Raw genomic sequence first — 25,934 nt, forward strand, 5'->3', positions numbered from 1 at the left:
ACCTTCTGGTTGCATTTTAGCGTTCTCCATCCCAAACGTACCCTTTATTTACCAAAACGATGTCTTCTACTAACTGCTTTTTATCAAAAACAACGCCATGTAATACACCGCCATAAACAGCTCCACCATCAATGCCTACTTTATGATCCTGTTGCCACAATGAAGTTGTTTCATTATCTCCATGAAGTGATGGCGTAATGGTATGACCAAATACAATCGTTTTCCCCGTTTTATTTTCGCCAGTATGAAACGGCTCGCGAATCCACATAAAGTCTCTTTCACTGGTTTTTTTCCAATCACTTTTGGCTAAGTCCACACCTGCATGAACGAAGACATAATCCTGCCATTCAAAATAAAGAGGCAAGCCATTTAAAAATTCAATTAATTCAGGGTAATGGCTTTTTACTAACATGCTGATTTCTGTAGGAGAATATTCCGCTTCTAATCCGGTATGAAGTAGACTTTCTAGCGTGCGCATTCCGCCGTTCAAGCAATAATTTTCATAACGTTCCTCAGGATCTGCTAAAAATCTAAGTAATAAATCTTCATGATTGCCTTTTAAGTAAATGGCATGTTTTTCTTCCACTAATTTTTTTCCCAACAAAAAACAGGCCTTTGGATTTTCTCCGCGATCGCCTAAATCTCCAATTAAAACCAATTGTTGCGTGGCTTCCTTCCAATGATTCAGCATTTCTTCAAAAAGTTGAATCTGTCCATGAATGTCTCCAATTGCTAAAACTTGTGTGTCCATCTTTAGTCCCCCTACTAACGCGCTTTTTTATTATTATACACTTATTATTTGGAAAACCAATATGAGAGGTCATTTAACGATTAAAAAAATAGTCAACAAATGACAATCTGTCACTTTTTATGTTAAAATAAGTCATTCACAAATAGCTTTTTATTAAGAGAGGATGAACTTAAATGAATTGGAAAAAAATACTTGGATTTTTAATTGTCATTGCAGCGGTAGTCTTTATCGGTTTCAGTGTCTTTGGTCCAAAAGAAAAAGCAAAAGTCAGTACCGTTTCAACCACAGAAGTCAAAGAAAAAACAGTTGTGGAAACCTTATCTACGACCGGAAAATTAGAGCCTATTGAAACACAAGAAGCCTACGGTCAAGGTGTCGTTTCAGAAGTCAATGTTGCTGTTGGCGATACCGTTGAAAAAGACGCTACTTTAGTCTCTTATCTTGATGGTACAAAATTAAAAGCAAACTTTGCTGGCACTGTAACAGCGCTAAATGTCAAAAAAGATGAAGCTGATTTAAGTGCTCAAACTGCTAAGCCTTCCGTTTCTCTTGCAGACTTAAGCAACTTAAAAGTCGCTATTTCACTTTCTAAATCAGATGCAAGTATTGTCAAAAAAGATCAAGTCGTAACGTTAAGAACCGGCAATGAAACCTTCAAGGGTCGTGTTTCTGCAATTGATCCAGTGGCAACCACCACAACTGGCGCTACTGGTTCAGATACTTCTTTAGGTGGCACAATTGTTTTTGATACGCCTCCTGCTGGTTTATTTGCTGGCTTTGAAATCGATGCAGATATTACAACCAACACTGCAGATAATGCCTTAACGATTCCTGTTGAAGCGTTATTGTACGACAAAGAAAATAAACCTTTTGTTTATACGATTAAAAAAGATCAAGCTAAAAAAGTGATGATTGAAACAGGAATTCAATCAGATAACCTTGTTCAAATCAATAAAGGCTTAACTAAAGGAGAAAAAGTAATTCTAACTCCTGACGACAGCATTAAAAATGGTACCAGTGTCACAGCTAAATAAAAGGAGTGAAGAAAGATGATTGATTTAAAAGATATCGTTAAAATCTACCGCACTGGTGGCGAAGAATTAACGGCCTTAAAAAAAATCTCCCTTCACATTCAAGAAGGCGAATTCACTGCAATCATGGGTCCTAGTGGTTCTGGTAAATCAACGATGATGAATATTTTAGGCTTACTTGATCGATTTGATAGTGGCGAATACATTTTGAATGGGGAAAATGTAACAGGATTAAGTGACAACCAAAGTGCCCACGTCCGCAATAAGGAAATCGGATTTGTCTTTCAATCCTTTAATCTAATGCCACGTATGACGATTTTAGAAAACGTGGAACTGCCAATGGTTTATGGTGGAATTCCTGCAAAAGAGCGTCGCGAACGGGCCTTAAAAGCATTGGATCGGGTGGGATTGAGTGATCGAGTAAAACACCGACCAAATGAAATCTCTGGTGGACAAAAGCAACGGGTGGCAATTGCTCGTGCGATTGTCAATAATCCAGCTGTTTTAATGGCAGACGAACCAACAGGTAATTTAGATTCAAAAACGACAATTGAAATTATGCGGATTTTCCAAGAGTTAAATGCAGAAGGAACGACCGTCGTTATGGTTACTCATGAACCTGAAGTTGCCATTTATACAAAACGGATTGTTTCTTTTAAAGATGGCGAAATCCAAGATGACAAAATTCAAGAGAACCAAGTCATTTTATAGGAAAGGAGGGTTTTCATGAATCTAAAAGAGAATTTCAAAATGGCTTTAGACAGTATTTTTGCAAATAAGATGCGCTCATTTTTAACAATGCTAGGCATTATTATTGGGATTGCTTCCGTTATCGCAATTCTAGCTGTAGGGAATGGTGCGACGAGTCAAATTACAGGAACATTCAATGATTTAGGTGCGTCTACAGTCTCTTTAAGCGTCAGCAATGAAGCTTCAAAAAGTGATTCTTTAAATGACAAAGATTTACAAGCATTAAAAACAAGTATCCCAACAATTGAAAGGATTTCACCTGATAAGACACTAAACGGTACTGCTTCTTCTACCTATGAGAAAAAGTCCGCTTTAGCAATCGGTGGAACGCCAGATTTGCAATACACAAACCAAATGATGGACAAAGGATTGGTGTATGGTCGCTACTTCAATCAAAATGAATACGAAGATGCCAAAAATGTCACCGTAGTTAGTGAAGATACTGCTGCTGCCCTTTTTAAAGGTCGTAAGGACGTCGTTGGGGAAAAAATTAATTTGGCAAGTGTTGGTGGAACTACCATTAGCTTGAAAATTATTGGTGTCACCAAAGGAACCTTTGCTAAAATGCAAGGCTCTTTTGACACAAGTAAAATGCCGGTCTATTTGGCAACACCTCTTACAACCATGGCAAAGCTCGATCCAACCGTTGCAGCGATCAATAGCGTTACCGTACAAGTTGCAAGTAAAGACGATATTGAGTCTGCCTCTAAACAAATGGTTCGACTTCTTGAAACAAGACATGATGCCGTTGGAAAAGATTTCTACACAGCCACAAACTTCTTACAAGCATTGGATCAAGTTGACTCTGTTTTAGGTTTATTTATCAATTTTATTGCTGCTGTTGCTGGTATTGCTTTGTTAGTAGGTGGTATTGGCGTCATGAATATTATGCTCGTTTCGGTAACGGAACGGACACGAGAAATTGGAACAAGAAAAGCTCTTGGTGCAACAACCAATACCATTCTATTCCAGTTTCTAATGGAATCTGTCATTCTTTCCTTAATTGGAGGAATTATCGGATTGATTTTAGGAATCCTCCTTGCAAATGGAGTGGCCAGTGCCTTGGATATTGTCCCAAGTATTACGTTGGGTTCAATTGTTATGGTCTTGCTCTTTTCTTCTGCAGTGGGTGTCTTCTTTGGAATCTACCCTGCTAGAAAAGCAGCACGTCTTGATCCGATTGAAGCCTTGCGTTACGAATAAGTTTTCAACTTAAAAAGGACGGTTCCAAACAAGATAATTACTCTTGTTTGGAACCGTCTTTTCATTTATTCAACTGTTTTCCCCATCGATTTCATCAATCGTTTCGTCCAATTAAAATCGGTTTTAGAAATGGTATCGTCACCAAATGTCTTCCCATCGCGATCAACACCGTAAACAAACATACCGCCTTTAGCACCATCTTTTGGGTTCCACATCGCATAGGAATAAGCTCTACTTGTTTCATACGGTTCAATCGTATCATCCCATTTGTTATGATCTTGTTCCTCTGGAAAAGAAATTCCAGGTAAAAATTGCTGTGGTGTAATGCTTTCCTTGTAACTTTCCCAAGTACGATCTAAACGCGCGATACTACCACCATAGGCTTGTAAAAACAAATAATCACAGTAAGGAGCAACCTTTTTAAACAAGGCGTGATTGGTTTGATTCGTATCGTAAATGAGGAGTTTTCCTGTAGCAGATTGTGGCCCTAATTTCGTAGACAAGGCTTTGAAAACACCTGTTGCCACTTCAATTTGCTCTGCTGTTAAGTTGGTTTCCATATCAACATCCAGTCCATCTAAATTCCATGGTGTCACATAAGTAGCAAGCAATTCCTCTGCATATTTTTCATAATCCGCAGTCGTTTGTTTTTTGCCATTTTGCGCTGGAACTTTTAAAAGCTCACTAATATCAATCGTTCTCACCAGCTTCGTTCCTCTTGCATGAAGCTCAGGGACATAAGTATTCTTTAAGGTATCCCAATACTTTTGCTGATCGGTTCCTGGTTTGACATAGTGAAAGACTGAAACAATATCTAATTCTTTAGGCAAATCAAGCATTGAGGTTACATTTTTATCTGGTAGATTAGAGTTTGCATCTGAAGGCATCGTTACGTCTCGCCAGGTGCGATAGTAAGCCATCATAATCGGTTCTTGATTCTCTTGCGTTCCTGCAGCTAAAGACGTTGTAGGGAGTAGTAAAAAACTAATGCAACCAATCATTAATGCAACCAACATTTTTTGTTTCTTTTTCATCAAAACACTCCTTTTATTTATTGACAACGCTTACATATTAAAATTTAACATACTGATTCTTAGAAGTAAAATCATATCTATCTTCTTTTATAAATAAAAAAGCTTCTATAAGATGGTCTCTTATAGAAGCTTCTTAGGACTACATGCTTGATTCAATAACTGCGTCTTTATCATTTAAAACGTCTGAATTAAATTCATTGATACGTTTTGAAGTGACAATACCCGCAACCATGCTATCACTAACGTTGATAGCTGTTCTTGCCATATCAATTAGTGGTTCAACTGAGATAACCAATCCTACGATAGCAATTGGTAAATTCAATGAGCCTAAAACGATTAATGAAGCAAATGTTGCTCCACCACCCACACCTGCTACACCAAATGAGCTGATTGTAACAACTGCTACGATTGTCAAAATGTATAATGGACTAAACACATCAATCCCAACTGTTGGTGCTACAATCGCTGCTAGCATTGCAGGATAGACACCCGCACATCCATTTTGACCAATTGATAAACCAAAACTGGCAGCAAAGTTAGCAGTGGCATCATCCACACCTAATGCTTTTGTTTGAGTTTCAATATTTAAAGGCATTGCTCCAGCACTTGATCTTGATGTAAAGGCAAAACCAAGAACAGTTGATGATTTTTTCAAATATTGTAATGGGTTCACTTTAACAAAAACTAAAATCAATAAGTGCATAATCAATACGATGGCCAATGCAAAGTAGGAAGCGGCAACGAATTTACCTAAATTCCAAATGGCTTTGACATCACTTGTTGCAGTTACTTTAATCATTAAAGCTAAGATTCCGTACGGTGTTAAACGTAAAACTAGCGTGACAATTCGCATCACGATTTTATATAAACTATTGATTAATTTCGCAAAAAATTCGCCTGTTTCAGGATCTTTCTTATTCACACCTAGATACGCAATTCCGATAAATGCAGAGAAAATGACAACTGCAATCGTACTTGTTGAGCGTGTGCCTGATAAATCAGAAAAGACATTTGTTGGAATAAAACTAACTACTTGTTCTGGAATTGTTAAATCTTTCACTGCTTCTTGTCTTTCAGCTAATGCTTCAATACGAGCAGTTTCTGCTTCTCCTTGGACAAAGGTTGCTCCGTCTAAATTGAAGACGAAAACACTAAAAATTCCAATTAACGCGGCAACGGCGGTCGTTGCTAATAGCGTTCCAATTACGGTAAAACTAATTTTACCTAATTTTTTAGAAACTTCTAACTTAGTGAATGCTCCGACAATCGAAACAAATACTAATGGCATAATCAACATTTGAAGCAAGCTGACATACCCATTTCCTACAATGCTCACCCAACTAATTGCTTGAGTGGTTACATCATTTTGTGCCCCAAAAATAACTTGAATAATGGCACCAAATACAATACCTACAGCTAGTGCGGTAAAGACACGCGTTGAAAATTTTACGTGTTTCTTTTGCATCCAATAGAAGCCGTAAAGTGCGGCAGCAAAGAATACCAAGATAAGAATAATACTAATAAGATTTGTCATGGATAAATCCTCCCTTTAGTTGTCCACTTCCTATGACGGGGAAATGGATGATATATCATAAGATTAAAGGTCCCAGACAAGCCACACATAAATGCAACTGTCCTACTACTGAGAATTAAACTCAATTAGCAGTGATTGTTAAATTTTACATTAAAAAAGTAAGTAACGCAATAAAAATGCAACACTAATTGTTAATAATTAAAAAAAAAGTGCATTTTTAGAAGAAAACAGTTATTTTATCCAAAAAAAACAGCTTTCAAATTTATTTTTTGAAAGCTGTTTTCTTTTCATTTTTTTTTATTTTAACTACTAAAGATCCTATGCCAATTAATAAGACAACAATAATTCCTACTAATAAATAAATCCATTTAACATTAAATGGTTCTTTTTCTACATCAAATGCAGCTTGGTTAAATCGTTTAGCTTCGTCTCTTTTGATAGTCAACTCTTTTTTCAATTGCCACTCATTGTGATCAATATCGCTTACTTCAAGTTCCACTACATATTCTCCAGCTTTTAATTCTTGATTTTCTAAAGATACGGCATAATCAAAGGAAGAATAAGGTGCCATTGAAAGATTTTCTTCCGTGGATTCGTACAACACGTTACTTGTTCCTTTTTCAATTACCTTTGACTTGATGGCTAATTTTCTTACAATTGTCGCTTCTTGATTAGCGATTTTTGCTAGAATTGAAGTATGATTTGATTCGTCCACCCCAGCACGAACACTTTTTAGCGCTAGTTTGGGTTTTAATAGTTGATCGCTTTCAGAAAGCTTCACCCCTACCACGTAAGAAAAATCATTACTGATTGTTACTTTATTTTCTGATTTATCCGTGTTTCCTGCTTCGATTTGATGGACATAAAAAGCTCCTAAGACTGCACCTGGTAAAAAGTCAGCCGGCATTTTTAATTGAAACATCACGTTTTTTTCTTCATGTGGTGCTAAGGTTACAAGTTGTTTTTCAGACAGCATCGAGACTAAGGTGTGCGCTTTTTCTGTTTCTAACTTTGGTGTTTCTTGACTGTAATCAATCACTCCTAAATTATTGGTAAAAGCATTATGTGGCGCAACTTCTACTTGAATCGTCTCATCTAATTGATTTGTTATTTTCAAGCCAATTTCTTCAGCTTGCCCAGCTTCCATGTGCAAGTCAAAATAAGATAGCTCTTTGTGACGCTGATTTTCTGGTAAAATGGGTTGAACCGTTATGGATATTCCTTCACTTGCATATGCGGTTTGTCCCATTAGTGGCAACATTAAGAACGCTATAAATAGACTAAGTCGTTTTTTCATAATGGATCCTTTCTATCAAAATAGAGGGACCAAGATCCCTCTGCTTTGTCTGGCTTTTTTTATCTAAATGTATCTTCTTTCTCAGGTGTTGCTTGTAATGTCCAGTGGATTACACCATTAAGCGCACCTTTTTTCAATTCTTTTGGATTTTCTTTGAAACGTAGTTGTAACTCACTGATTTCAAAATCTTTTGAATTAAATGGCAATACTTTTTCTTCATCATTTGTTAAAGAAAATTCTTTTAAATCTGTTCCTTTTTCAAAGTTAATTTGCGCACTTGGAATCGTTTCGTCTGCTGCATTTTTCATTTCGTAGCTTGATACAACTAATGACCATTGACCTGTTTCACCACGTAAATCTACTACTTGACCTTTTATTGATGATAGTGCATCTGTATCTTCGATTGTCACTTGATTTTTATCATTAACGGCTAATTTCGTATCGCCAAAGGCAACATCTCCGATTTTAGCTGTTAAGCTTCCGCCTGCTACGTTCCCTGTTACCTTTGAAGTATTATCTGTATTAACGATTGCCTCATTTCCAGCTGCAAAAGTTGTTGTTGCAAGTGTACTAACGCCTCCAAGTAAAATTACTGAGCTAACTACTAATTTTTTCATTTCTCATCTTCCTTTTCTTTTAAATTTTATTATATATTAAGCTAACGTGGGTCGTCAGCCGTTATAACGTTGTTTAATTGCCACGTAATCGTGCCTTTATAAGCACCTGATCGAGTAGCTTTTGTGAGTATCCCAACTAAATCATTGCCTTCATCAGTTTGCTTTGATTTAAAGGCAATTGTTGAAGTGTGATCTTTTGAGGAAACTGTACCGGTGATTGGCTTGCCATCTAACAAGGAAAGTTTAATAGCTTTGTTTCCACTTCCACCAGTAATCGGCTCGAGTTCACCTGTAACTGCTAGTGACCAATTAGGATTATCTGTTGTGTTGATGACTTGGACTGTAAAAGGTTTAGCTGGATAAAGTCGTTGCCCCTTAGTTTCTAAAATTGAGGAATCAGCTTTGGCTTCAAAAAAAATATCATTAGGTACGAGGACCTTCAACTCAGCTGCAGGTTTAATGGCAATATATGACATGCCCAATTCGATAGACTTATCATCATTCACTTCGTTGTTTCCACTGACAAATGATTTAAATTCGACTATTTGTTCTTTGATTGTTTTATCAATTTTAGCCTCTACTTTAATTTGATAGGATTCTCCTTTTGCAATAGAATCAATAGCGACATAAACTGCTTTTTCTTCTGGTTTGAGATTTTCTTTAAAAGGAGATTCAAGAATTTCCTTATTTTTTGTCACATCTGCTTGCTGATAAGAAAGCTGAATGTGTTGTTGATCTTCTTCGTTAGAGTAAGCTACATCTCCACTACTATTCATCAACGCAATCAATTGGCCTTTACTATCTAGTAATTCCACTTTTTCGTAGTTGATTTCTTTTGATTTAGGTGGCAATAAAAATTGAACTTGTCGCCATTCACCATTTTCGGTTGTCGCTTTTTTAGTGAAATCTTCTACATTTGTTAATTGATTTCCAATTTCAAAATTCAAGTTGGCACTTTCACCTGCAATAACCTCTTCTTCTGGGGTACTAAAAGAAATGTAGGGCTTAGGATTGTCTAAAATTTCCCCTTCGCTTCCTAGCGATTTTTGCTTCACTTCAATCGTCTCATTCTTAAATTTCGACTCGTTGATAACGTCAACAAGCATTTTATTAAGCCCACTGTCTTTAACCGTTACATCAAATTCAAGTAGAAAAATTTGATTTTTTTTCAAAGGTAAATCGTTAATAGCAATTCGATCTGTGCTGATTAAAAGAGACTTTCCAATGTCTTGTTTATCAACTGTTGCTTTAACAGAATCTTTATCTAGTTGTAATTCTACTGGAATTTCATTAATAAAACGTCCTGCTAGATTAGCAATCTTAAGATTTTCAAAGAAAATTTTGTAGTGAAGCTTATCGCCTACATGAATGGCATTAATAAAGCTTGATTGATTTTTAAGCGTGGCATCAAAAATATACTTATCTCCGGATTTTACAATTGTAAATTCTTTTTCAACCACTTTAGAGGAATGGTCTTCCTCGTCTTGAGCAACAAAATAGAGCGTATGTTTGCCGGTACTTAATTTTTTTGAGGTTAAATACTGATTAAGATCATTTTTTTTAATTGTGACATTTTGAATCTGATGGGAAGCCGTGTCAACATTAACCGAGGTCCCTTCCTTCTCTTCATCAACCCAGTAGTGAAGTGCTACTTTGCTACTATCTTCATCCACCACAGTACCGCTAATATCTGTTGGGAAAAATTCCCCATTCAATACGGAAGAAGGAATATCCTCCAAAATCAACTTCGGTGGCTTTGGTTCTCCTAAGTTGATTTTATAACTAAAAGTACGGCTACTTTTTGGCTTTAAAGTTTCAGCATTCCAACGGAAACCAACAGCCGAATCATCGTAATGCTTGATAAGTTCACTTGGTTTTCCTTCAACATTTTCAGCACCATGAATGGTGGTCCAGATTCCCCATGGTTTACTAAAAAAATCAGATGGTGTCGTCGCCCAAACTAAAAATTTTCTCCCTGGTCCTGCATTCCATTGATTTGGTCCATCCTTATCTAAAACATGAAACATGACTTTATAAGGATCGCTTTCAATATACATCCCTTTTTTATTTCCAATATAATTGACATCTACTCCATCTTTCCCATTTAAATCGGTATCGGTTAATTCTGAATAACCAATTTTTAATGGTGTAAGGTCGATAATCGGCTTATCCACGCGTTTGTATTCTACTTCTTTTTTTACATTTCCCATTGCATCTGCAGTTAATGTTACTTTTACAAGAACGTGGTAAGTCCATACATCAACGACAACTTTGTTGGAAACTGTGAATTCACCGTATCCTCGAATGGACTCTCCTTTTTTTGATACAAATTGTAACTTCACATCATCTAGCTCTTTGTAATCTGACTCTTCTTGAAAGTAATATGAACGCACGGAACGATTTGAACCCGTATTGATATTATGTCGATAACTTAATTTATGTCCAGCAGCATCTGTTGAAAATAAATCAGTCAAAAAAATGTCTGAGCCATTGGCAAAACCATAAGACAGTCTTTGGTTATCAGAAATCGACTTCACTAAGTAGTTGTTCTCTTCATTAGATTGCCAACCTTCTTTTTTGATATCCTCTTCATAGAGTTCTTGTACTGTTTGAGACTGTTTGTAAAGGTCTTTCGTTTCCGGCATGTCAGTGTTTGGCTCGGTTTCATCAATCACTTCCACCGCAGATTCTGTTAATTGCTCTGACTCTTTTAGTACTGCCGATGATTCGCCTGATTCTTCAGCAGAATCTTTTTGTTCTAGTGTTGTAGATTCTACACTAGACTCTTTTTCTGGTTCCTTATTAACAAGCTTCAAGGTTTGGACTTGATTATTTTGTTTGATTTCGATTTCTCCACTTTCTACTGTTTGAGGATTGAAAAATAGTCGTACCTCTTTAACTGTATTGTTTATCTGAAAATCGACTGTTCGTTGGTTTTCTTGATCCGTAATAATTACATCAGGATTTTTTAATTTCGTTGTTTCTAAATCAAGCGCCACTTGATTTAGAAATTGAATTGTCATGGTTGAAGCCTCTCCAACCATCTTCACACTAATGTACGGTTGATTTTTTTCGTTATAAGACAAAGATACATCTTGAATGTCAGTTGCCTTGATTTCTGAGGAGAACATTGTTAAAATAACGAAGATATTAAGTACGATGAAACAACATAATCTTTTTTTATTCATGGGTCAACTCCTTACACTCTTGATTTCTTAAACAGTATAATTCAACTCTTATACTTGCTCAATCTATTTAGTTATTCTCTTTTTTTTAATTTTTTTATTTTTTACATAACGAATTAAATAACAAATAATCAAAAAATAGTTAGGAGTATCTACTATGTTTCTACAAAATTTTATTAAAAAAAATGAAGCTACTAAAATTAATTTGTATTACAGCCTGACTTTTTCTCAAAACAATGACATCGCCTCTCTTCAAAAAAAAGAAGCCTTATCAAAAGCTTCTGTGTTAAGACAACTTCAAAATTTAATCAATGATCTAGAACAAATTGGTTTTGAATTTGTATTGGATTTTCAGGAAGAATGCCTCTTCTTAACTCCTAAACAACAGTATCAAATCTCTTCTGTTTCGATTGTTAATACTTTGTTCGTTCACTATCTAAACCTTTCTTCTAGCTATCAATTCATGCAACTATTTTTTGAAAGAAAAGACTATGCTTTAGTGGATATTTCAACGAAATTAACTCTTTCAAACCCTTATATTTACCAACTTATCCCCATAATTAATGAAAAAATCAACCAGTTCCATTTAACTTTAACGATTCAAAATAAATTTGTTTCTCTGGTTGGTCGAGAAAGTGATATTTTCATGTTCCGTTATTTAATGACCTTAGCTCTTCATTCTCTATCTGCTCATTCAACCAGTCAAACAATTAAATACCATAATTTTTCAGTGGATGAAATGATACAAAATTTACAGTTAGATTCCGACCAAATTCAATTAGATGAAAATGTATACCTAAGCTGCCTCTTTGATACACTTATTTATTCAGATATTGATTCAAAAAAAATTGAGGCTGAATTTAAAGATTCTGCTATTTTAAAATTAGTTCAGCAATTGCCTGTTGCTAAAGATTCTTCTGTTTTAAGAACCTTTATTCGGTGCTGTTTACGCATCTTTATCCCTAGTTTAGATTCCCATTCTAGTCGAACTCAAAATGGAGATAAGTTACTACTTTCGGTTAATTTACCGCTAGTTGATTTGGCAAAAGATATGGTTCAGCATGTAACAAATTCGTTTCATATCCAGCAGTTACAGCCAAATTCAGATCTTTTTAAACAATGGTTTTATATCTTAGTCATTCATCTGTATGCAATGGACTATTTTCAATATGACTTTAAAGAAGTTTACCTTCATAGTAAAGATGAAGCATCTACACAGGATTCTGTTCGTGAAAAAGTCATCACTTGCTATGATTCTTTTCAAACGGACAACCTTGTTTGGACAGCTGAAAAAAAAGAAACGTATCGCTATACGCTAGTCAATACGCTCTACTTGATTATTGAATCTCAAAGCAATACAAATGTGAGTATTTATCTTAACTTTAATGGAAATATTGTCTTTGAAAAGACTCTCGTTTACAAACTGGTTTCAATTTTTAATGAATCGGTTCTTACCTTTACAACCAACTCAAATCATGCCGATTTGATTATTTCTGATTATATGATCTTTTCAACGAAGAAAGACGCGTCCTTTTTCTTATTGGACCAATCTGACGGAACAAAACAATTTTATCAACTGTATTCGTTGATTTTGTATCTTCTTGAAAAAAACCAGCGGTAGTTTAATTATGTATCAAAAAATCCAGCTAAATCAACTGATTTAACTGGATTTTTTTAACTTATTTTTTCATAATTCCTAATACAATACTTTCAATACCAAATAGTAGGAAATAAAAACCGACTAGGAACGATAGCGTTAAGCCAGCCGTAATTGGATTAAATAGTAAGCTAATCCCAATCACAACACCTAGTAAATTAATGATAAAGCTAAACCAATAAGCGCCATTTCCTAAAGCTCTTGTGCGGTTTACATTTAACAAGCCAGATACGGAATCAATAATAAACCAAAATGCAAAGGTATAAGCTAATACTGAAACAGCTAGTCCCATATTAAAGAGAAAAACAATTCCGACAATAATTTCTAAAATCCCAATCACTAAAGCTAGGGTCGCATTTTGTCCAGTGACTTTCTTTAAATCTGAATAGCCAATAATAGCAATAATCCCTCTAAAAATAGCAGCTAGTCCAAATAAAATAGCAAAACTTAACAGTGTCGCAACAGGACTAATAAATGCGAAATAGGCTGCAATGAGAAAAATAATCCCAACAATAATTTCGCTCCATTTGATCATTGTACGTTGATTTTTCATTCGTAACATCTCCTTCTTCTAATTTTATGATAGCAGACATCAAATCTCCCTTCAAATGATTGCACTTGTGTCAATAAAAATATAACACTATTCAAATAGCCCTGATGAGTTAGTATATTAGCTACTAGCTTATCAGGGCTGTTTTTAAATTATTGTTTGACTTTAGTAGGTCGTTTTAAAATAACTAAACTAGTAACCAATAAAACAAGAGCAACAAATCCAATCTTCATTTGTTTAGCTTCTCCTGTTTGTGGAAACTTTTTCGCTTCATTCATTTTTGTCGTTACAGACTTACCTTTACTGATTTTTTGATTTTCTTTAAATGGTTGATTCTCTATTTTATCTGAAACGGTTGGTTTTGGATTTGGATTTGGTTCGACTGTAGGTGGCACTGGATTTTCTGGATCAATTGGTAAAGGGAGTGGTGGAACAATCGCTTCTTCAGTCGGTTGGACTCGAACTTTAACTGTAACTGGGTCTGCCTTTTGGCCTCGTTCATTAACTGCATTCAATTGAACTTCATACTCTCCTACTTTTCCAAAATCAACTGCAGATAAAAAATCACTTGTGACAGGACTGCCATCACTGGTTTTTCCAGCGATTTCACTTAAAAAATCAGCTTCAGTTTTTTCTGTGTATTGATCATATGTGATAGTTGGTTCTGCTGTAATAATTGGCTTTGGCAATACTGTTACATCTACCGTTACAGACGGGGCAACTAGTCCTGCTGCATTTTTTGCGTTTAAAGTCACGAGATAATTCCCTGGTTTCGAAAAATCAACGACTGTTGCAAAATTACTTGTAATCGGACTGTTATCGTCTGTTTTAGCATGGACATCGGTTAGAAATTGAGCTTCATCGACTGCCTCATTTTCTAAATAAGAATAGGTAGGATCAGCAGTCAACTGAATACTATGGCGAATATCAAAATATTGAAAATACGTTCCTGAAGAAATAACATAGCTCATACCAGGTGGTGTTGGATACGAACCTGTCGGATTATCATAACGTGCATTGTAATGTAACTCATTTAAATCATCAAAAGCTGCACGGTCAACGCCGTTAACGGTAATTCCCATTGAATCAATTGCTAATCTTGAATTATCTACTTGGGTACCATTAAATTCTAAATACGTATTGCTTGATGAGGTGGACATTGAAAAAGGTGCTTGAAATCCATCAAAACTTGTTAGGCGATTCGTCATAATTGTAAAAGGAATAAATAAAGTCTGTGTTTCTTCATTAAAAGTTAAATCTGTACTGTTGATAGACTGATGAGGATCTTGTCTCCCAGTATTTTGACCAAAAGCCGCCAAATTTTTTAGACTAGGAAAGCGACTGATTGATTGAAAATCATTGATTCCATCAAATTGAACAAATAGTGTGTCTAACAATGGTAGTGAAGCTAATGCGCTGATATCCGTAATGCGCATATTATTTTGAAGATAGAAATATCTTAAGACTGGCAAATGATTAAATTTTTGAAAAATAGTATTATCAACAAGTGTACTCGTAATTGATAAGGATTGTAGATTCACTAATTGATGAAGATCTGGAATCAATTCATTTGTTACATTTCCACCACTTAGTGTCATGTAGCTTAGATTTGTCAGTCCAACAATTGGTGTTAAATCAGTTACTTGAGTATTTTGTAATATAAAGGTTTCTAAATTTGTTGCATATTCTAGTCCTGTTAAATCAGTAATTGTAGTACTTGATAAATTAACCGATTTAATTGTAGCTAACTGCTCTCTTGTAATTTCCGCATCACTACTTTGTTTTAGAAGACTGTTTAAATAACCTTTTAAAATAACATCTGGAATCAATACTGATTCACTCATTTTTTGCGTAGGCTCTGATATTGGTTTCGGTTGTACTTCTTCTGCTAAAACACTAAAACCAGTGTTTAGTGAAACTGTACACAATAGTGCCCCCACTATTATTTTTTTTAACATATTAGTAGCTCCCCCCTTGGTTTATACTAATTTATCATCTTAACTTTTAAATGTGAATTGTTATTTATTTTTAATGATTTTATTATTTAACTATCGTCATATTTTAATCACAAATGAAATAACCGTTTCTGAAAACTTCTCTTATTCTAGCAAAAAAGCCTACTGTTTAATAACAGTAGGCCTCATTTTATTCTTTTTAAATTTCAACTAAAATATTTTTTACCAATCCTTTGAAGGATTCTTTTACTCGCTGTGTCGTTTCAACAACTTCTTCATGATTCAACGTTGCTTGCATACCTGCAGCTAAATTAGTGATACAAGAAATTCCAATCACTTTCATTCCGCCGTGACGCGCAACAATTACTTCTGGAACAGTCGACATGCCGACTGCATCTGCACCAATAACGCGTGCAAATCGAATTTCAGCAGGCGTTTCGTATGTTGGACCCGTAAAGCCCATATACACACCCTCTTTTAAATTCAAGTCCATTTTTTTAGCAACATCGCGAACGATTTGTTGGTATTTACGGTCGTACCCTTCACTCATATCTGTAAAACGAGGTCCCATTGATGCATCATTTGGTCCAATTAATGGATTTACACCTGTGAAATTGATGTGATCGGTTATCAACATTAATTCACCCGGTTCAAAGGTTTCATTTAAACCACCCGCTGCATTGGTAACAATTACTGTTTCAACGCCTAATGCTTTCATTACGCGAACTGGGAAAGTAACGGTTTCTAGCGAATAGCCTTCATAATAGTGGAAGCGTCCTTGCATTGCTAAGACTTGTTTACCACCTAATGTACCATAAACCAACTGGCCTTTGTGTCCTTCAACTGTTGAAACTGGGAAATTAGGGATATTATCGTAAGGAATAGCAGTCGCTTGCTCCACTTCATCACCTAATTCGCCTAAGCCAGAACCTAAAATCAGCCCGACTTCAACTTTAGCTACTCCTGCTTCTTGAATAAATGCTACTGCCTCATCAATTTTAGCTTGCAACGTTTTTGTCATTTTGTAGTTGTCCCCTTTATGTTGTTCTATTTTAAATCAGATAAGAAACTTACGCCGTTTTCTGTACCTTTAACACCAAAGTTTTCAGCAACGGTTTTCGAAATATCAGCATAATGACCTTGTTTCAAAGCACCATGTCCTGTCATTTTTGGTGAATAAGCTAATAGTGGAACATATTCTCTCGTATGGTCTGTTCCTGGGAAGCTTGGGTCATTTCCGTGATCTGCTGTAATCAATAATAAATCATCTTCTTCCATCGCTGCTAAAATTTCTGGCAAACGACCGTCGAACTCTTCAATCGCTTTGGCATACCCTTCAACATCGCGACGATGACCAAATAGTGCGTCAAAATCAACTAAGTTTAAGAAGCTTAAGCCAGTAAATTCTTTGTTCATGATGGTTAGCAATTGATCCACGCCATCCATGTTGCTCTTTGTACGAACCATTTCGGTCATTCCAACGCCATTAAAAATATCGTTGATTTTACCAATGGCAATCACGTCTTTACCGGTTTCTTTTAATTGTTCCAAGACGGTTTCGCCAAATGGACTTAAGGCATAGTCATGTCGATTGCTCGTTCTTTGGAAATTACCTGGAGTTCCAACAAATGGACGCGCAATAATGCGGCCAATCATGTAGGGATCGTCTAATGTAATGTCACGAACATACTGACAAATTTTGTATAGCTCTTCTAATGGAATAATGTCTTCATGGGCTGCAATTTGTAACACTGGGTCAGCGGATGTATAAACAATTAAATCTCCAGTTTCCATTTGTTGTGGCCCAAAATCGTCAATGACAGCCGTTCCGCTATAAGGTTTATTACAAACCACTTTACGACCTGAAAAAGCTTCGATTTTATCTAATAAATCTTGTGGAAAACCATTTGGAAAGACTCTAAAAGGCGTTTTGATATCTAAGCCCATAATTTCCCAATGGCCTGTCATTGTATCTTTTCCAACAGAAATTTCTTCTAATTTTGTGTAATAGCCAAGATTTTCTTTGACTTCTTTTACGCCTTTTAATGGACGAATATTTCCTAACCCTAATTTTTCTAGATTTGGAATATCTAATCCTGCGATATCAGCAATGTGCCCTAATGTATCGCTGCCTTTATCTCCAAAAGCTTCTGCGTCTGGTGCTTCCCCAATTCCAACTGAATCCATCACGACTAAATGTACACGTTTAAACATTTTCATCAATCCCTTCGTATTTTATTCACTCACTTTATTTTACCACGTCACCACTAAATTGCACGCTTTTAAATTAGTGCATTTAAAACTAAATACATTAAAAATAACGCTGAAATTCCATAAAGAATTGGATGAATCTCTGATTTTTTTCCGCTTACCAATTTTACGATTGGGTAAAAGACAAATCCAGCTGCCATCCCATCTGCAATGCTTGATGTTAATGGAATTAATACGACAATCAAGAAGGCTGGAAACCACTCTGTAAAATCGTCAAATTGAATGTGTTGTAAATTCTTCATCATTAATGCGCCTGTAATTAAAATTACTGGGGCAATCGCTGCTTGTGGCACATAAGATAACAACGGAATGAAAAAGAGGGTTGCTAAAAAAAGAGTTCCTGAAACAATCGTTGTTAAGCCTGTTTTACCACCTTCTTCAATACCAGAAGCACTTTCAGCTGCTGCAATGGTTGGGCTTGTTCCAAAAATACCTGATAGGAAAGTTGTCACTGCACTCATTCTAAAAGCTTTCTTAAAATCCACGGTACTCGCTTCTTCCATTAAACCTTGAAGCAATCCCATTGATTCAAAGACTAGAATCATCGTTAACGAAAAAACACCCATCATGAATTTTAACGAGAATAGCCCAGAAAAATCGCCTTGTCCCATAATTGAAGGATAATCAACAATATTCATCAAGGAAAAACTGCCTTCACCAGCATCTTGAATTTTAAAAAGTACCCCTAAAATCGTCGTTGCTAAAATGCCAATAAACATCCCACCTTGTACATTGCGAATTACAAGTATCAAGGTTAAAATTAAGCCAAAAATAGCTAACATCGCGTGTGGATTAGCTAAGTCTCCTAATGCCACTAAACTTTTATCGCCAGCTACAATCAACTGCCCCTTTTCTAAACCAATCATGACTAAAAACAACCCTATTCCGCAAGTAATACCGTGCTTCAACGTATCTGGCACTGCTCGCGACAAGACATCACTGGCTTTTGAAAAAGCAATCACACAATAGATCAAACTGGAAACCATCATCACGCCGATTGCTTCTTGCCAACGCAAGCCCAAAGTTCCTACTAACGTATACGTGAAAAAAGCATTCACTCCCATACCGGGGGTTAAAATAATCGGTGCATTTGCAAAAATCCCCATCAAGTAACACCCAATTGCCGAGATAAAGATTGTGGCAAAAACACTTAGTTCAGCAGGTATTCCAGCATCCTTTAAAATAACCGAATTGACGATTACGATATAGGAAATAGCGAAAAAGGAAGTCAGCCCTGCAATAATCTCCGTTTTAGCGGTCGTCTTTTTTTCTTTTAACTTAAATAAATTCATAGTGTCCCTCACTCAACTTATTCTGTTATGATTTGATGAATCAAAGTTGGTTCTGCAACTTTTTCTTTTGTAATAAAAATGTTCTCATAAATTTTTGCTTTCACATCATCGATTGCTTGACTATTCGCATAAACCGTCACCAATGGTTCACCCGCAGTAACAGAATCGCCAACTTTTTTATGCAACATTAAGCCGACTGAATAGTCAATGGTATCTTCTTTTGTTCGACGACCGGCGCCTAGAAGCATTGCGGCAATCCCTAATTGATCGGCTACCATTTCTGAAATATAGCCACTTTCTTTGGAAGGTAATTCAATCACAAATTCTGCTTGTGGCAAGTTTTCTGGGCGATCTACAATTGACTCATCGCCGCCTTGATTGCGAATCATTTCTTTAAACTTAGTGGTTGCGGCTCCAGATTGGATGGCTTCTTTTAAAAGTTCACGAGCTTCTTCTAATGTATCTGCTTGTTTAGCAAGAACAACCATCTGGCTTCCTAATACATAAACCATTTCCATTAAATCTGCTGGACCTTCACCTTTTAACGCATCGATTGCTTCTTTGACTTCAAGGGAATTTCCGATTGCTAACCCTAATGGTTGAGACATATCTGAAATGATAGCCATTGTTTGACGATTTGCTAATTTCCCAATTTGAACCATTGTTTTTGCAAGGCGTTCCGCATCTTTTTCATTTTTCATAAATGCACCGTCTCCAGTAGTGACATCTAAAACGATTGCATCGGCTCCTGCTGCAATTTTTTTACTCATAATTGAACTAGCAATCAAGGCGATTGAATCAACGGTTCCAGTCACATCTCTTAATCCGTATAATTTTTTATCTGCCGGTGCTAGGTCACCTGATTGTCCGACAACAGCAACTTGATTGCGGTTGACTAATTGAATAAATTCATCATTTGAAATTTCAACATTGAAGCCTTTGATTGCCTCTAATTTATCAATCGTACCTCCCGTGTGTCCTAAACCACGACCTGACATTTTGGCAACAGGAACCCCAACAGCTGCTACTAAAGGTGCTAATACAAGGGTCGTTGTATCCCCAACGCCACCAGTTGAATGTTTGTCTACTTTGATGCCATGAATAGCGGATAAATCAATCTGCTCACCAGATTCTACCATTGCCATTGTTAAATCAGTAATTTCTTGGTTCGTCATATCCTTAAAATAAATCGCCATTGCCAGAGCACTCATTTGATAATCTGGTACTGTGCCATTTGTGTAACCTGTAATGACGAAGTTTATCTCTGCTTTTGTAAGTTCTTGACCGTCTCTTTTTTTCTCGATAATGTCTACCATTCTCATTTTTTTAATCTCCTTTAAGTATAATTAGAAACAAGTAAAACGTTTTACTTAACTGACTAAAAGCTAATATCTTATCTTCTTAAGTTCTCCTTTCAAAAAAAGGAAAACGCTAACAAGTTGATACTAGCATTTAATTTAAAAAGAATCAAGTTTTTTGGTGCTATTTTTAAGAACCAGCTGAGTATCAAAATACTTGTTTGGTACCTTCTCTTTTGGGTTGTTGATATGATCAATTAAAAACTTAGCCGCAAAATAGCCAATTTCAAAAATTGGTTGCGCAACTGTCGTTAATGAGGGAACTAAATAATCGGTAATTTCTAAGCCATCGTAACCAATTACTGAAATGTCCTTTGGAATTTGTTTTCCGGCTTCATTAATTGCACGATAAGCTCCAATTGCCATTTGGTCATTTCCACAAAAAAGAGCGGTAATATTTTGTTGTAAGAGTTGTTGTGCCCCTTCGTACCCGCCTTTAATTGTTAAATTCTTACTGACAATCCATTCCTCTTGAAAAGGAATCTGATAATCTTCTAAACATTTTTTATATCCGTAAAAACGATCGGTAATTTCATAAAAACTGGTTTCATTGCTTAACATTCCGATTTCACGATGACCTAAGTTCACTAAATGTTCAACAGCCTCGTAGGCTCCTTGAAATTCATTCGTAATCAATTGCCCCTCGTCACGTTTATTAATACCGCGGTCAATTAGAATATGAGGGATTTTATTGCTGCCGTCTTCGTTTTTTAACTTTGGCAAATGAATGGGATTTGGACTTGCTAGAATGATGCCTTCGACTGATCGATGGAGTAACTCTTCTATATAAAGATTTTCTTTTTCAGAGCTGTGATTGGAATTACACAGAATAATCATAAAACCAAGTTCATTTAAATGTTTTTCTACCCCTTCAATGACTTTTGAAAAAAAGAGATCGGTGATATCTGGAACTACCATCCCAATGGTCTTTGTTTGCTTGCTCACCATATTCTGGGCAAAATAATCTGCTTTGTAATCAAGCTCCTTCACAACCGCCAAGACTTTTTGACGTGTTTCTGGGCTAAAGCGATCGCCTTTTTTATTTAAAATTTGTGATACCGTTGTAATCGAAACACCTGCTAAACGAGCAACATCTTTAATTGTCATCTTCATTTTTTAGTTTAACCTCCATTGATGGAACCGGTTATGTAACGGTTTACATTTATTATAGCACAAGTCTTTTGATTTAGAATATTCTTCATGTGTTATTTAAAAAATGATTCCTAGACAAATGGGATATATTGGCTTATTCTTGAGGTAGTTTCCGATATGTACAAATGGATAGGAGTTGGAAAGTATGAGCATTTTAAGCTTGAGTATGAATAAACGAAGAGCTGTTGGCTATGCAAAGTCAATTACTTTGTGTAGCTTTAAAAATTAAGTCGTTGACTTTGCTTCCTAAATTTCAATTTAAAGGAGCAAACGATGAACTATATCAATGCAACAAAAGTGTTGCCAAAAGAACTTATTAATGAGATTCAACAGTATATTACAGGTGATTATCTTTATATTCCAGTTAAAAATAAACGTCAACCTTGGGGGGCTAAAACTGGAAGTAAGTCCTTGTTAATGAAGAGAAATCAGCAGATTTACACTGCTTTTCTAGCTGGGACTTCTATCAAAAAGCTGGCAAAGCAATTCTTTTTATCTGAATCGAGTATTCGTAAGATTTTAACTTCTTTTGAGAACTAAAGTGGATTTTTCGTTTCGGTATCGTCTTTTCTTTTTACTTTAAATTATTATTTGATACACTTATTGAAAGAAATTTATTTTTATGAAGAAAAGAGGAATAAAAATGAAAGAAAACAAATACGATCAAGCCGCTTTTTTCCAACAGTATCGTCAAATGAACCGTTCAAAAGAGGGGTTAGCTGGCGCTGGGGAATGGCATGAATTAGAAAAAATGCTGCCTGATTTCAAAGACAAACGTGTTCTTGATTTAGGCTGTGGCTTTGGCTGGCATTGTATTTATGCTGTGGAACATGGCGCTAGCGATGTGATAGGAATTGATTTATCTGAAAACATGTTAGCAGAGGCTAAAAAGAAAAACGATTCTCCTAAAATTCATTATCTCCATCAAGCAATTGAAGATTACGATTATCCAAAAGCGGCTTTTGATTGTGTGATTAGCTCACTCGCTTTTCATTATTTAGCAGATTTTGATGCGATTTGTAAAAAAATCAATCACACGTTAAAACCTGATGGAACCTTTGTTTTCTCAGTGGAGCATCCTGTTTTTACAGCTTGCGGTACACAGGATTGGTATACAAATGATGCTGGTGAAACTCTTCATTGGCCAGTAGATCGCTATTTTATCGAAGGCAAGCGGGTGAGCCATTTCTTAGGCGAGGACGTGACGAAGTACCACAAAACGTTAACAACCTATTTGAACAGCCTGTTAAAAAATGGATTCGACATTACGTCAATCGTTGAGCCTGAACCTGCTCCTGAATTATTGGCGACTATTCCAGAGATGCAAGACGAGCTTAGAAGACCGATGATGCTATTAGTTTCAGCTAGAAAAAAATAAAACTACCAAAAAAAGTCATTCAAAAACGAAACGTTTGTTGAGTGACTTTTTTGGTAATTATAAAATCGGTGTAAAAAGACTAGCCAATTGTTCTTTTAATTTTTGGATTAACGAACGTTGCTTCATCGCTTCAAGGTTGTTTAAATAACTATTTTCAAGATCTTCAATGTAATTTGCTTTCATTTTATCAAGAGCTGGTGACGCTTCATAAATAAAGGACATCATTTCGTGATTTAACCGAAAGCTTCGAATATCAAAATTCGCAGTTCCAATGGCGCCTCGCTTGCCATCAATCAAGAGCATTTTCCCATGAATAAAGGAATCATCTCGATAGGAATAAACTTCTGCTCCAGCTTCTAAAAGTGTTTCAATATAGGCATTACTTCCATGGAAAGACAAGGCCATATCCGCTTTTCCTGGAATCAAGATTTTAACATCAACGCCACTCATCGCTGTTCTTCTTAACACAGCTAATGATTCGTCGTCAGGAACTAAATAAGGCGACGTTATCCACACCGATTCATCTGCAGAATCAATCATATCAAGCATGGCATCTCGAACCAATTTTTCTTGATCGTAAGGTCCACCATAGACCACTTGTACCCACTCGTTTCCCACCGCTTCTGGTTGGAAATAATGTTGAATCCCTTCGGCTTTAATAAATGGATTAGCAGCTTCTTTGCGATTTTCCATATAAACCCAGTCATAAAGAAAGGCTTCCTGAAGCTCAATCACACTATTGCCCTCGATCATCAAATGGGTATCGCGCCAAAATTTAAATCGATCTACTTTACCTAGATACTCATTGCCGACATTTAAACCGCCTGTAAAACCAATTTGACCGTCAATGACAATAATTTTACGATGGTTTCTAAGATTGGCTGTTCGTGAAATCCAAATTGAAAAAATAGGATCATAGGCATAAAACTCAATCCCTGCCTGTTTCATCGGAGTAAGAAAAACTGTGTTTAACTTTTTAGAACCAAATCCATCATAAAGGAACCGAACTTCCACACCTTCTCTAGCTTTTTGAATCAACAAATCCCTTATTTCAGTACCTAACTCATCGCTTTTGTAAATATAATATTGAATATGAATATGGTGTTTTGCTTGCTTGATTGCCCTTTTAATTGCTGAAAAGGTTTCATCACCGTCTGTTAAGAGGGTTAATCGATTGCCATTTAAAGCTTTGATTCCAGTTAAGGATTCGATTCGTTGAGAGGTTTTTGGTACAACCAGTTCTTCTAATTGATCTGATAAATGATGAATTCGTTGAATCAATTTTTCTCGCTCTTTTTTTTGAGCTGTCGTAAATAGTCGATTTTGTGGATTTCTTCCAAAGAAAAAATAACAAATAACACCAAAAATGGGAAGAATGAAGATAATAGCAATCCAAGCAACCTTAGAATTGGTACTTCGACTATCAAATAACAGCAATCGCAATGCAATATAAATGCCAACAAGTTCAGTGATTAAGCTAGCACCAATAAAAAGACTGCTTGATAAGATAATCAAATAACGACCTATTAGAATGATTAATCCTGCAATCACACATAATTGAATTATTTTTTTCATAGAATCTCCTTTTTTTATTGTGGCTTATGTTATGCTTTATTATACTGGAAAATCCTAAAAAAAGAGTTTCCACCTAAAGAGTCTTCTACCAAGCTTTGTTTAAGTAACCTTACGAAAGGAGTTTTTAAGATGATGATTATTCCTTCTGGTAAACCCAAGATTTGGGACAAAGAACCAGAAATTGGTGCCGTTGAAAGTCAATTTGCCTATACAGGAACTTTTCACCGTCTAGCTAAAGCCTATGCGTTAGAATTTGATCCACATTATCTCATATTATCTCCTTATTATGGTTTTTTAAGACCCTCTACTGTTATTCCACACACTTACGATACGCGCTTTACTTTAAAAGGAATAACAGCCGAAACGATACAACTAGAAAGTCTTCAAAAACAATGGCAGGAACTTGCTGTTTCCGAGACAACGATCACTGTCTTAGGTGGAAAAAAGTTTCAACCTTTACTCAGTCAAATTCTGCCTTCAGGCACGACACTTTTATTTCCACTCGATTCACTTGGTGGAATTGGTGTAATGCAGCAACACTTAAAAACGGCTGTCGCGAAACATACCCCACTGCCATATAGAAAAAAAATCATTATCTAATTTTCTCAACATACAAATAGAGGCAACCAATCAACAATAAAATAAGGAGCACAAATTTCAGCATATCTAGTCGTTTCATCGACGAAGCTGTAGGCAAACTAGCTTTAAAATGCGGATTCACTTTCTTTGTTTCAAAATCAGCACTAGCAGACAGTGGACTATTAGCTGGCAAATGAAAAAGTACTAAAATAAAATACCCTACCGCGCTGCTTACTAAAAAAGGAAACTGAAAAAAGAGCAACAGAAGTTCAGCTATTACTAACGGCGATCCAATCAATAAAATAATCTCTATCCCTACACGTTTTGTCATTTTATCCCCCCTATATAATAAAAAACGATTAGCATTCAAATGAAATGCTAATCGTTTTCTCATTATACCATTAAAACAGCAATTACTGCTAAAATAGCTGGTAAGCCTTGCTTTAATAAAATTTGCTTGCTGGCTGTAAAGTATCCATAAACAGCTGCCACAATCACACAACTTAAAAAGAATAACTGAATACTAACAGCGCTAACTGGATTCGCAAAGAATAATCCCCAGAGTAATCCTGCTGCTAAAAAACCATTATACAAGCCTTGATTGGCCATCAGGGTTTTAACACTTTCTTGTTTTAAAAATGCTTCATCTAAACCAAATGTTTTCTGAGCCGTCTTACTTGTTGAAAAAAACATTTCCAATCCTAAAATATAAAAATGTTCTACCGCTACAAGTAATACTAAAATAAACGCAACAATTTCCATTTA

At 35.9% G+C, this 25,934-nt stretch carries 23 protein-coding genes; 7 read left to right on the plus strand and 16 right to left on the minus strand.

What is annotated here, in order from left to right; translation table 11 throughout:
* Window positions 1-16: 16 nt before the first annotated feature.
* On the minus strand, window positions 17-751 hold the full coding sequence (locus AC07SW_RS08075; protein WP_135023008.1) for a metallophosphoesterase: 735 nt from the start codon (window positions 749-751) through the stop codon (window positions 17-19).
* 173 nt (window positions 752-924) lie between these two features.
* Here AC07SW_RS08075 and AC07SW_RS08080 point away from each other — a divergent pair, with 173 nt between their 5' ends.
* The 3 genes from AC07SW_RS08080 to AC07SW_RS08090 are packed head-to-tail and all read left to right on the plus strand — an operon-like array spanning window position 925 to window position 3,735.
* Window positions 925-1,785, plus strand: coding sequence for an efflux RND transporter periplasmic adaptor subunit (locus AC07SW_RS08080; RefSeq protein ID WP_034568397.1), 861 nt, complete (start codon window positions 925-927; stop codon window positions 1,783-1,785).
* Between the two features lie 15 nt (window positions 1,786-1,800).
* Entirely contained in the window at window positions 1,801-2,493 is a 693-nt protein-coding gene (locus tag AC07SW_RS08085) for an ABC transporter ATP-binding protein (protein ID WP_034568395.1), read from the plus strand.
* 15 nt (window positions 2,494-2,508) lie between these two features.
* Window positions 2,509-3,735 carry an ABC transporter permease gene (locus tag AC07SW_RS08090; protein ID WP_074401679.1) on the plus strand — a complete coding sequence of 409 codons (1,227 nt, stop codon included), beginning with the start codon at window positions 2,509-2,511 and terminating at the stop codon, window positions 3,733-3,735.
* Between the two features lie 65 nt (window positions 3,736-3,800).
* On the opposite strand, the gene AC07SW_RS08095 is transcribed toward AC07SW_RS08090, so the two are convergent.
* The 5 genes from AC07SW_RS08095 to AC07SW_RS08115 all read right to left on the minus strand — a co-directional run bounded on the left by AC07SW_RS08095 (window position 3,801) and on the right by AC07SW_RS08115 (window position 11,405).
* Complete coding sequence (locus tag AC07SW_RS08095; RefSeq protein ID WP_494632629.1) at window positions 3,801-4,769, minus strand: endo-beta-N-acetylglucosaminidase; 969 nt, start codon at window positions 4,767-4,769, stop codon at window positions 3,801-3,803.
* Window positions 4,770-4,908: 139 nt separating this feature from the next.
* Window positions 4,909-6,303 (minus strand): L-cystine transporter, encoded by a 1,395-nt coding sequence (locus tag AC07SW_RS08100; protein WP_034568389.1) that lies wholly within the window; start codon window positions 6,301-6,303, stop codon window positions 4,909-4,911.
* Between the two features lie 262 nt (window positions 6,304-6,565).
* Window positions 6,566-7,600 (minus strand): WxLIP family cell surface protein, encoded by a 1,035-nt coding sequence (locus AC07SW_RS08105; RefSeq protein WP_494632630.1) that lies wholly within the window; start codon window positions 7,598-7,600, stop codon window positions 6,566-6,568.
* 59 nt (window positions 7,601-7,659) lie between these two features.
* Window positions 7,660-8,217, minus strand: coding sequence for a WxL domain-containing protein (locus AC07SW_RS08110; RefSeq protein ID WP_034568387.1), 558 nt, complete (start codon window positions 8,215-8,217; stop codon window positions 7,660-7,662).
* Window positions 8,218-8,258: 41 nt separating this feature from the next.
* Entirely contained in the window at window positions 8,259-11,405 is a 3,147-nt protein-coding gene (locus AC07SW_RS08115) for a hypothetical protein (RefSeq protein WP_494632631.1), read from the minus strand.
* A gap of 154 nt (window positions 11,406-11,559) precedes the next feature.
* On the opposite strand from AC07SW_RS08115, the gene AC07SW_RS08120 reads away from it, so the two are divergent.
* Complete coding sequence (locus AC07SW_RS08120; protein ID WP_119908443.1) at window positions 11,560-13,023, plus strand: helix-turn-helix domain-containing protein; 1,464 nt, start codon at window positions 11,560-11,562, stop codon at window positions 13,021-13,023.
* A gap of 58 nt (window positions 13,024-13,081) precedes the next feature.
* Here AC07SW_RS08120 and AC07SW_RS08125 read toward each other — a convergent pair whose 3' ends face one another.
* The 7 genes from AC07SW_RS08125 to AC07SW_RS08155 form a co-directional block, all read right to left on the minus strand.
* Complete coding sequence (locus AC07SW_RS08125) at window positions 13,082-13,612, minus strand: HdeD family acid-resistance protein (RefSeq protein WP_034568381.1); 531 nt, start codon at window positions 13,610-13,612, stop codon at window positions 13,082-13,084.
* A gap of 149 nt (window positions 13,613-13,761) precedes the next feature.
* Entirely contained in the window at window positions 13,762-15,567 is a 1,806-nt protein-coding gene (locus AC07SW_RS08130; protein WP_311908686.1) for a LapB repeat-containing protein, read from the minus strand.
* 196 nt (window positions 15,568-15,763) lie between these two features.
* Complete coding sequence (locus AC07SW_RS08135) at window positions 15,764-16,585, minus strand: purine-nucleoside phosphorylase (RefSeq protein WP_135018165.1); 822 nt, start codon at window positions 16,583-16,585, stop codon at window positions 15,764-15,766.
* 26 nt (window positions 16,586-16,611) lie between these two features.
* Window positions 16,612-17,778, minus strand: coding sequence for a phosphopentomutase (deoB, locus tag AC07SW_RS08140; RefSeq protein ID WP_034568379.1), 1,167 nt, complete (start codon window positions 17,776-17,778; stop codon window positions 16,612-16,614).
* A gap of 68 nt (window positions 17,779-17,846) precedes the next feature.
* Entirely contained in the window at window positions 17,847-19,127 is a 1,281-nt protein-coding gene (locus AC07SW_RS08145) for an NCS2 family permease (RefSeq protein ID WP_135018166.1), read from the minus strand.
* Window positions 19,128-19,144: 17 nt separating this feature from the next.
* Window positions 19,145-20,449: a pyrimidine-nucleoside phosphorylase gene (locus AC07SW_RS08150; protein ID WP_494632634.1), complete on the minus strand. Its 1,305-nt coding sequence runs from the start codon at window positions 20,447-20,449 to the stop codon at window positions 19,145-19,147.
* Window positions 20,450-20,584: 135 nt separating this feature from the next.
* Window positions 20,585-21,598 (minus strand): LacI family DNA-binding transcriptional regulator, encoded by a 1,014-nt coding sequence (locus AC07SW_RS08155; protein WP_034568374.1) that lies wholly within the window; start codon window positions 21,596-21,598, stop codon window positions 20,585-20,587.
* 312 nt (window positions 21,599-21,910) lie between these two features.
* Between AC07SW_RS08155 and AC07SW_RS08160 the strand changes: the two genes are divergently transcribed.
* Together AC07SW_RS08160 and AC07SW_RS08165 are read left to right on the plus strand one after the other, a co-directional pair.
* Entirely contained in the window at window positions 21,911-22,177 is a 267-nt protein-coding gene (locus AC07SW_RS08160) for a CD3324 family protein (protein WP_034568372.1), read from the plus strand.
* A gap of 103 nt (window positions 22,178-22,280) precedes the next feature.
* Window positions 22,281-23,015 (plus strand): class I SAM-dependent methyltransferase, encoded by a 735-nt coding sequence (locus AC07SW_RS08165; protein WP_494632635.1) that lies wholly within the window; start codon window positions 22,281-22,283, stop codon window positions 23,013-23,015.
* A 57-nt stretch (window positions 23,016-23,072) separates the two neighbouring features.
* On the opposite strand, the gene cls is transcribed toward AC07SW_RS08165, so the two are convergent.
* Entirely contained in the window at window positions 23,073-24,590 is a 1,518-nt protein-coding gene (gene cls / locus AC07SW_RS08170; RefSeq protein WP_494632636.1) for a cardiolipin synthase, read from the minus strand.
* A 129-nt stretch (window positions 24,591-24,719) separates the two neighbouring features.
* Between cls and AC07SW_RS08175 the strand changes: the two genes are divergently transcribed.
* Window positions 24,720-25,190 carry a DUF6884 domain-containing protein gene (locus tag AC07SW_RS08175; protein ID WP_034568368.1) on the plus strand — a complete coding sequence of 157 codons (471 nt, stop codon included), beginning with the start codon at window positions 24,720-24,722 and terminating at the stop codon, window positions 25,188-25,190.
* Here the strand turns inward: AC07SW_RS08175 and AC07SW_RS08180 are convergent.
* Window positions 25,183-25,500, minus strand: coding sequence for a hypothetical protein (locus AC07SW_RS08180; protein WP_119908451.1), 318 nt, complete (start codon window positions 25,498-25,500; stop codon window positions 25,183-25,185). The two genes, AC07SW_RS08175 and AC07SW_RS08180, sit on opposite strands and share 8 nt — an antisense overlap.
* A 62-nt stretch (window positions 25,501-25,562) precedes the next feature.
* Window positions 25,563-25,931, minus strand: a complete 369-nt coding sequence (locus AC07SW_RS08185; protein ID WP_119908452.1) for a DUF1304 domain-containing protein — start codon at window positions 25,929-25,931, stop codon at window positions 25,563-25,565.
* Window positions 25,932-25,934 lie beyond the last annotated feature (3 nt).

It is taken from the genome of Carnobacterium sp. GW821-FHT04C06 (assembly GCF_059420345.1).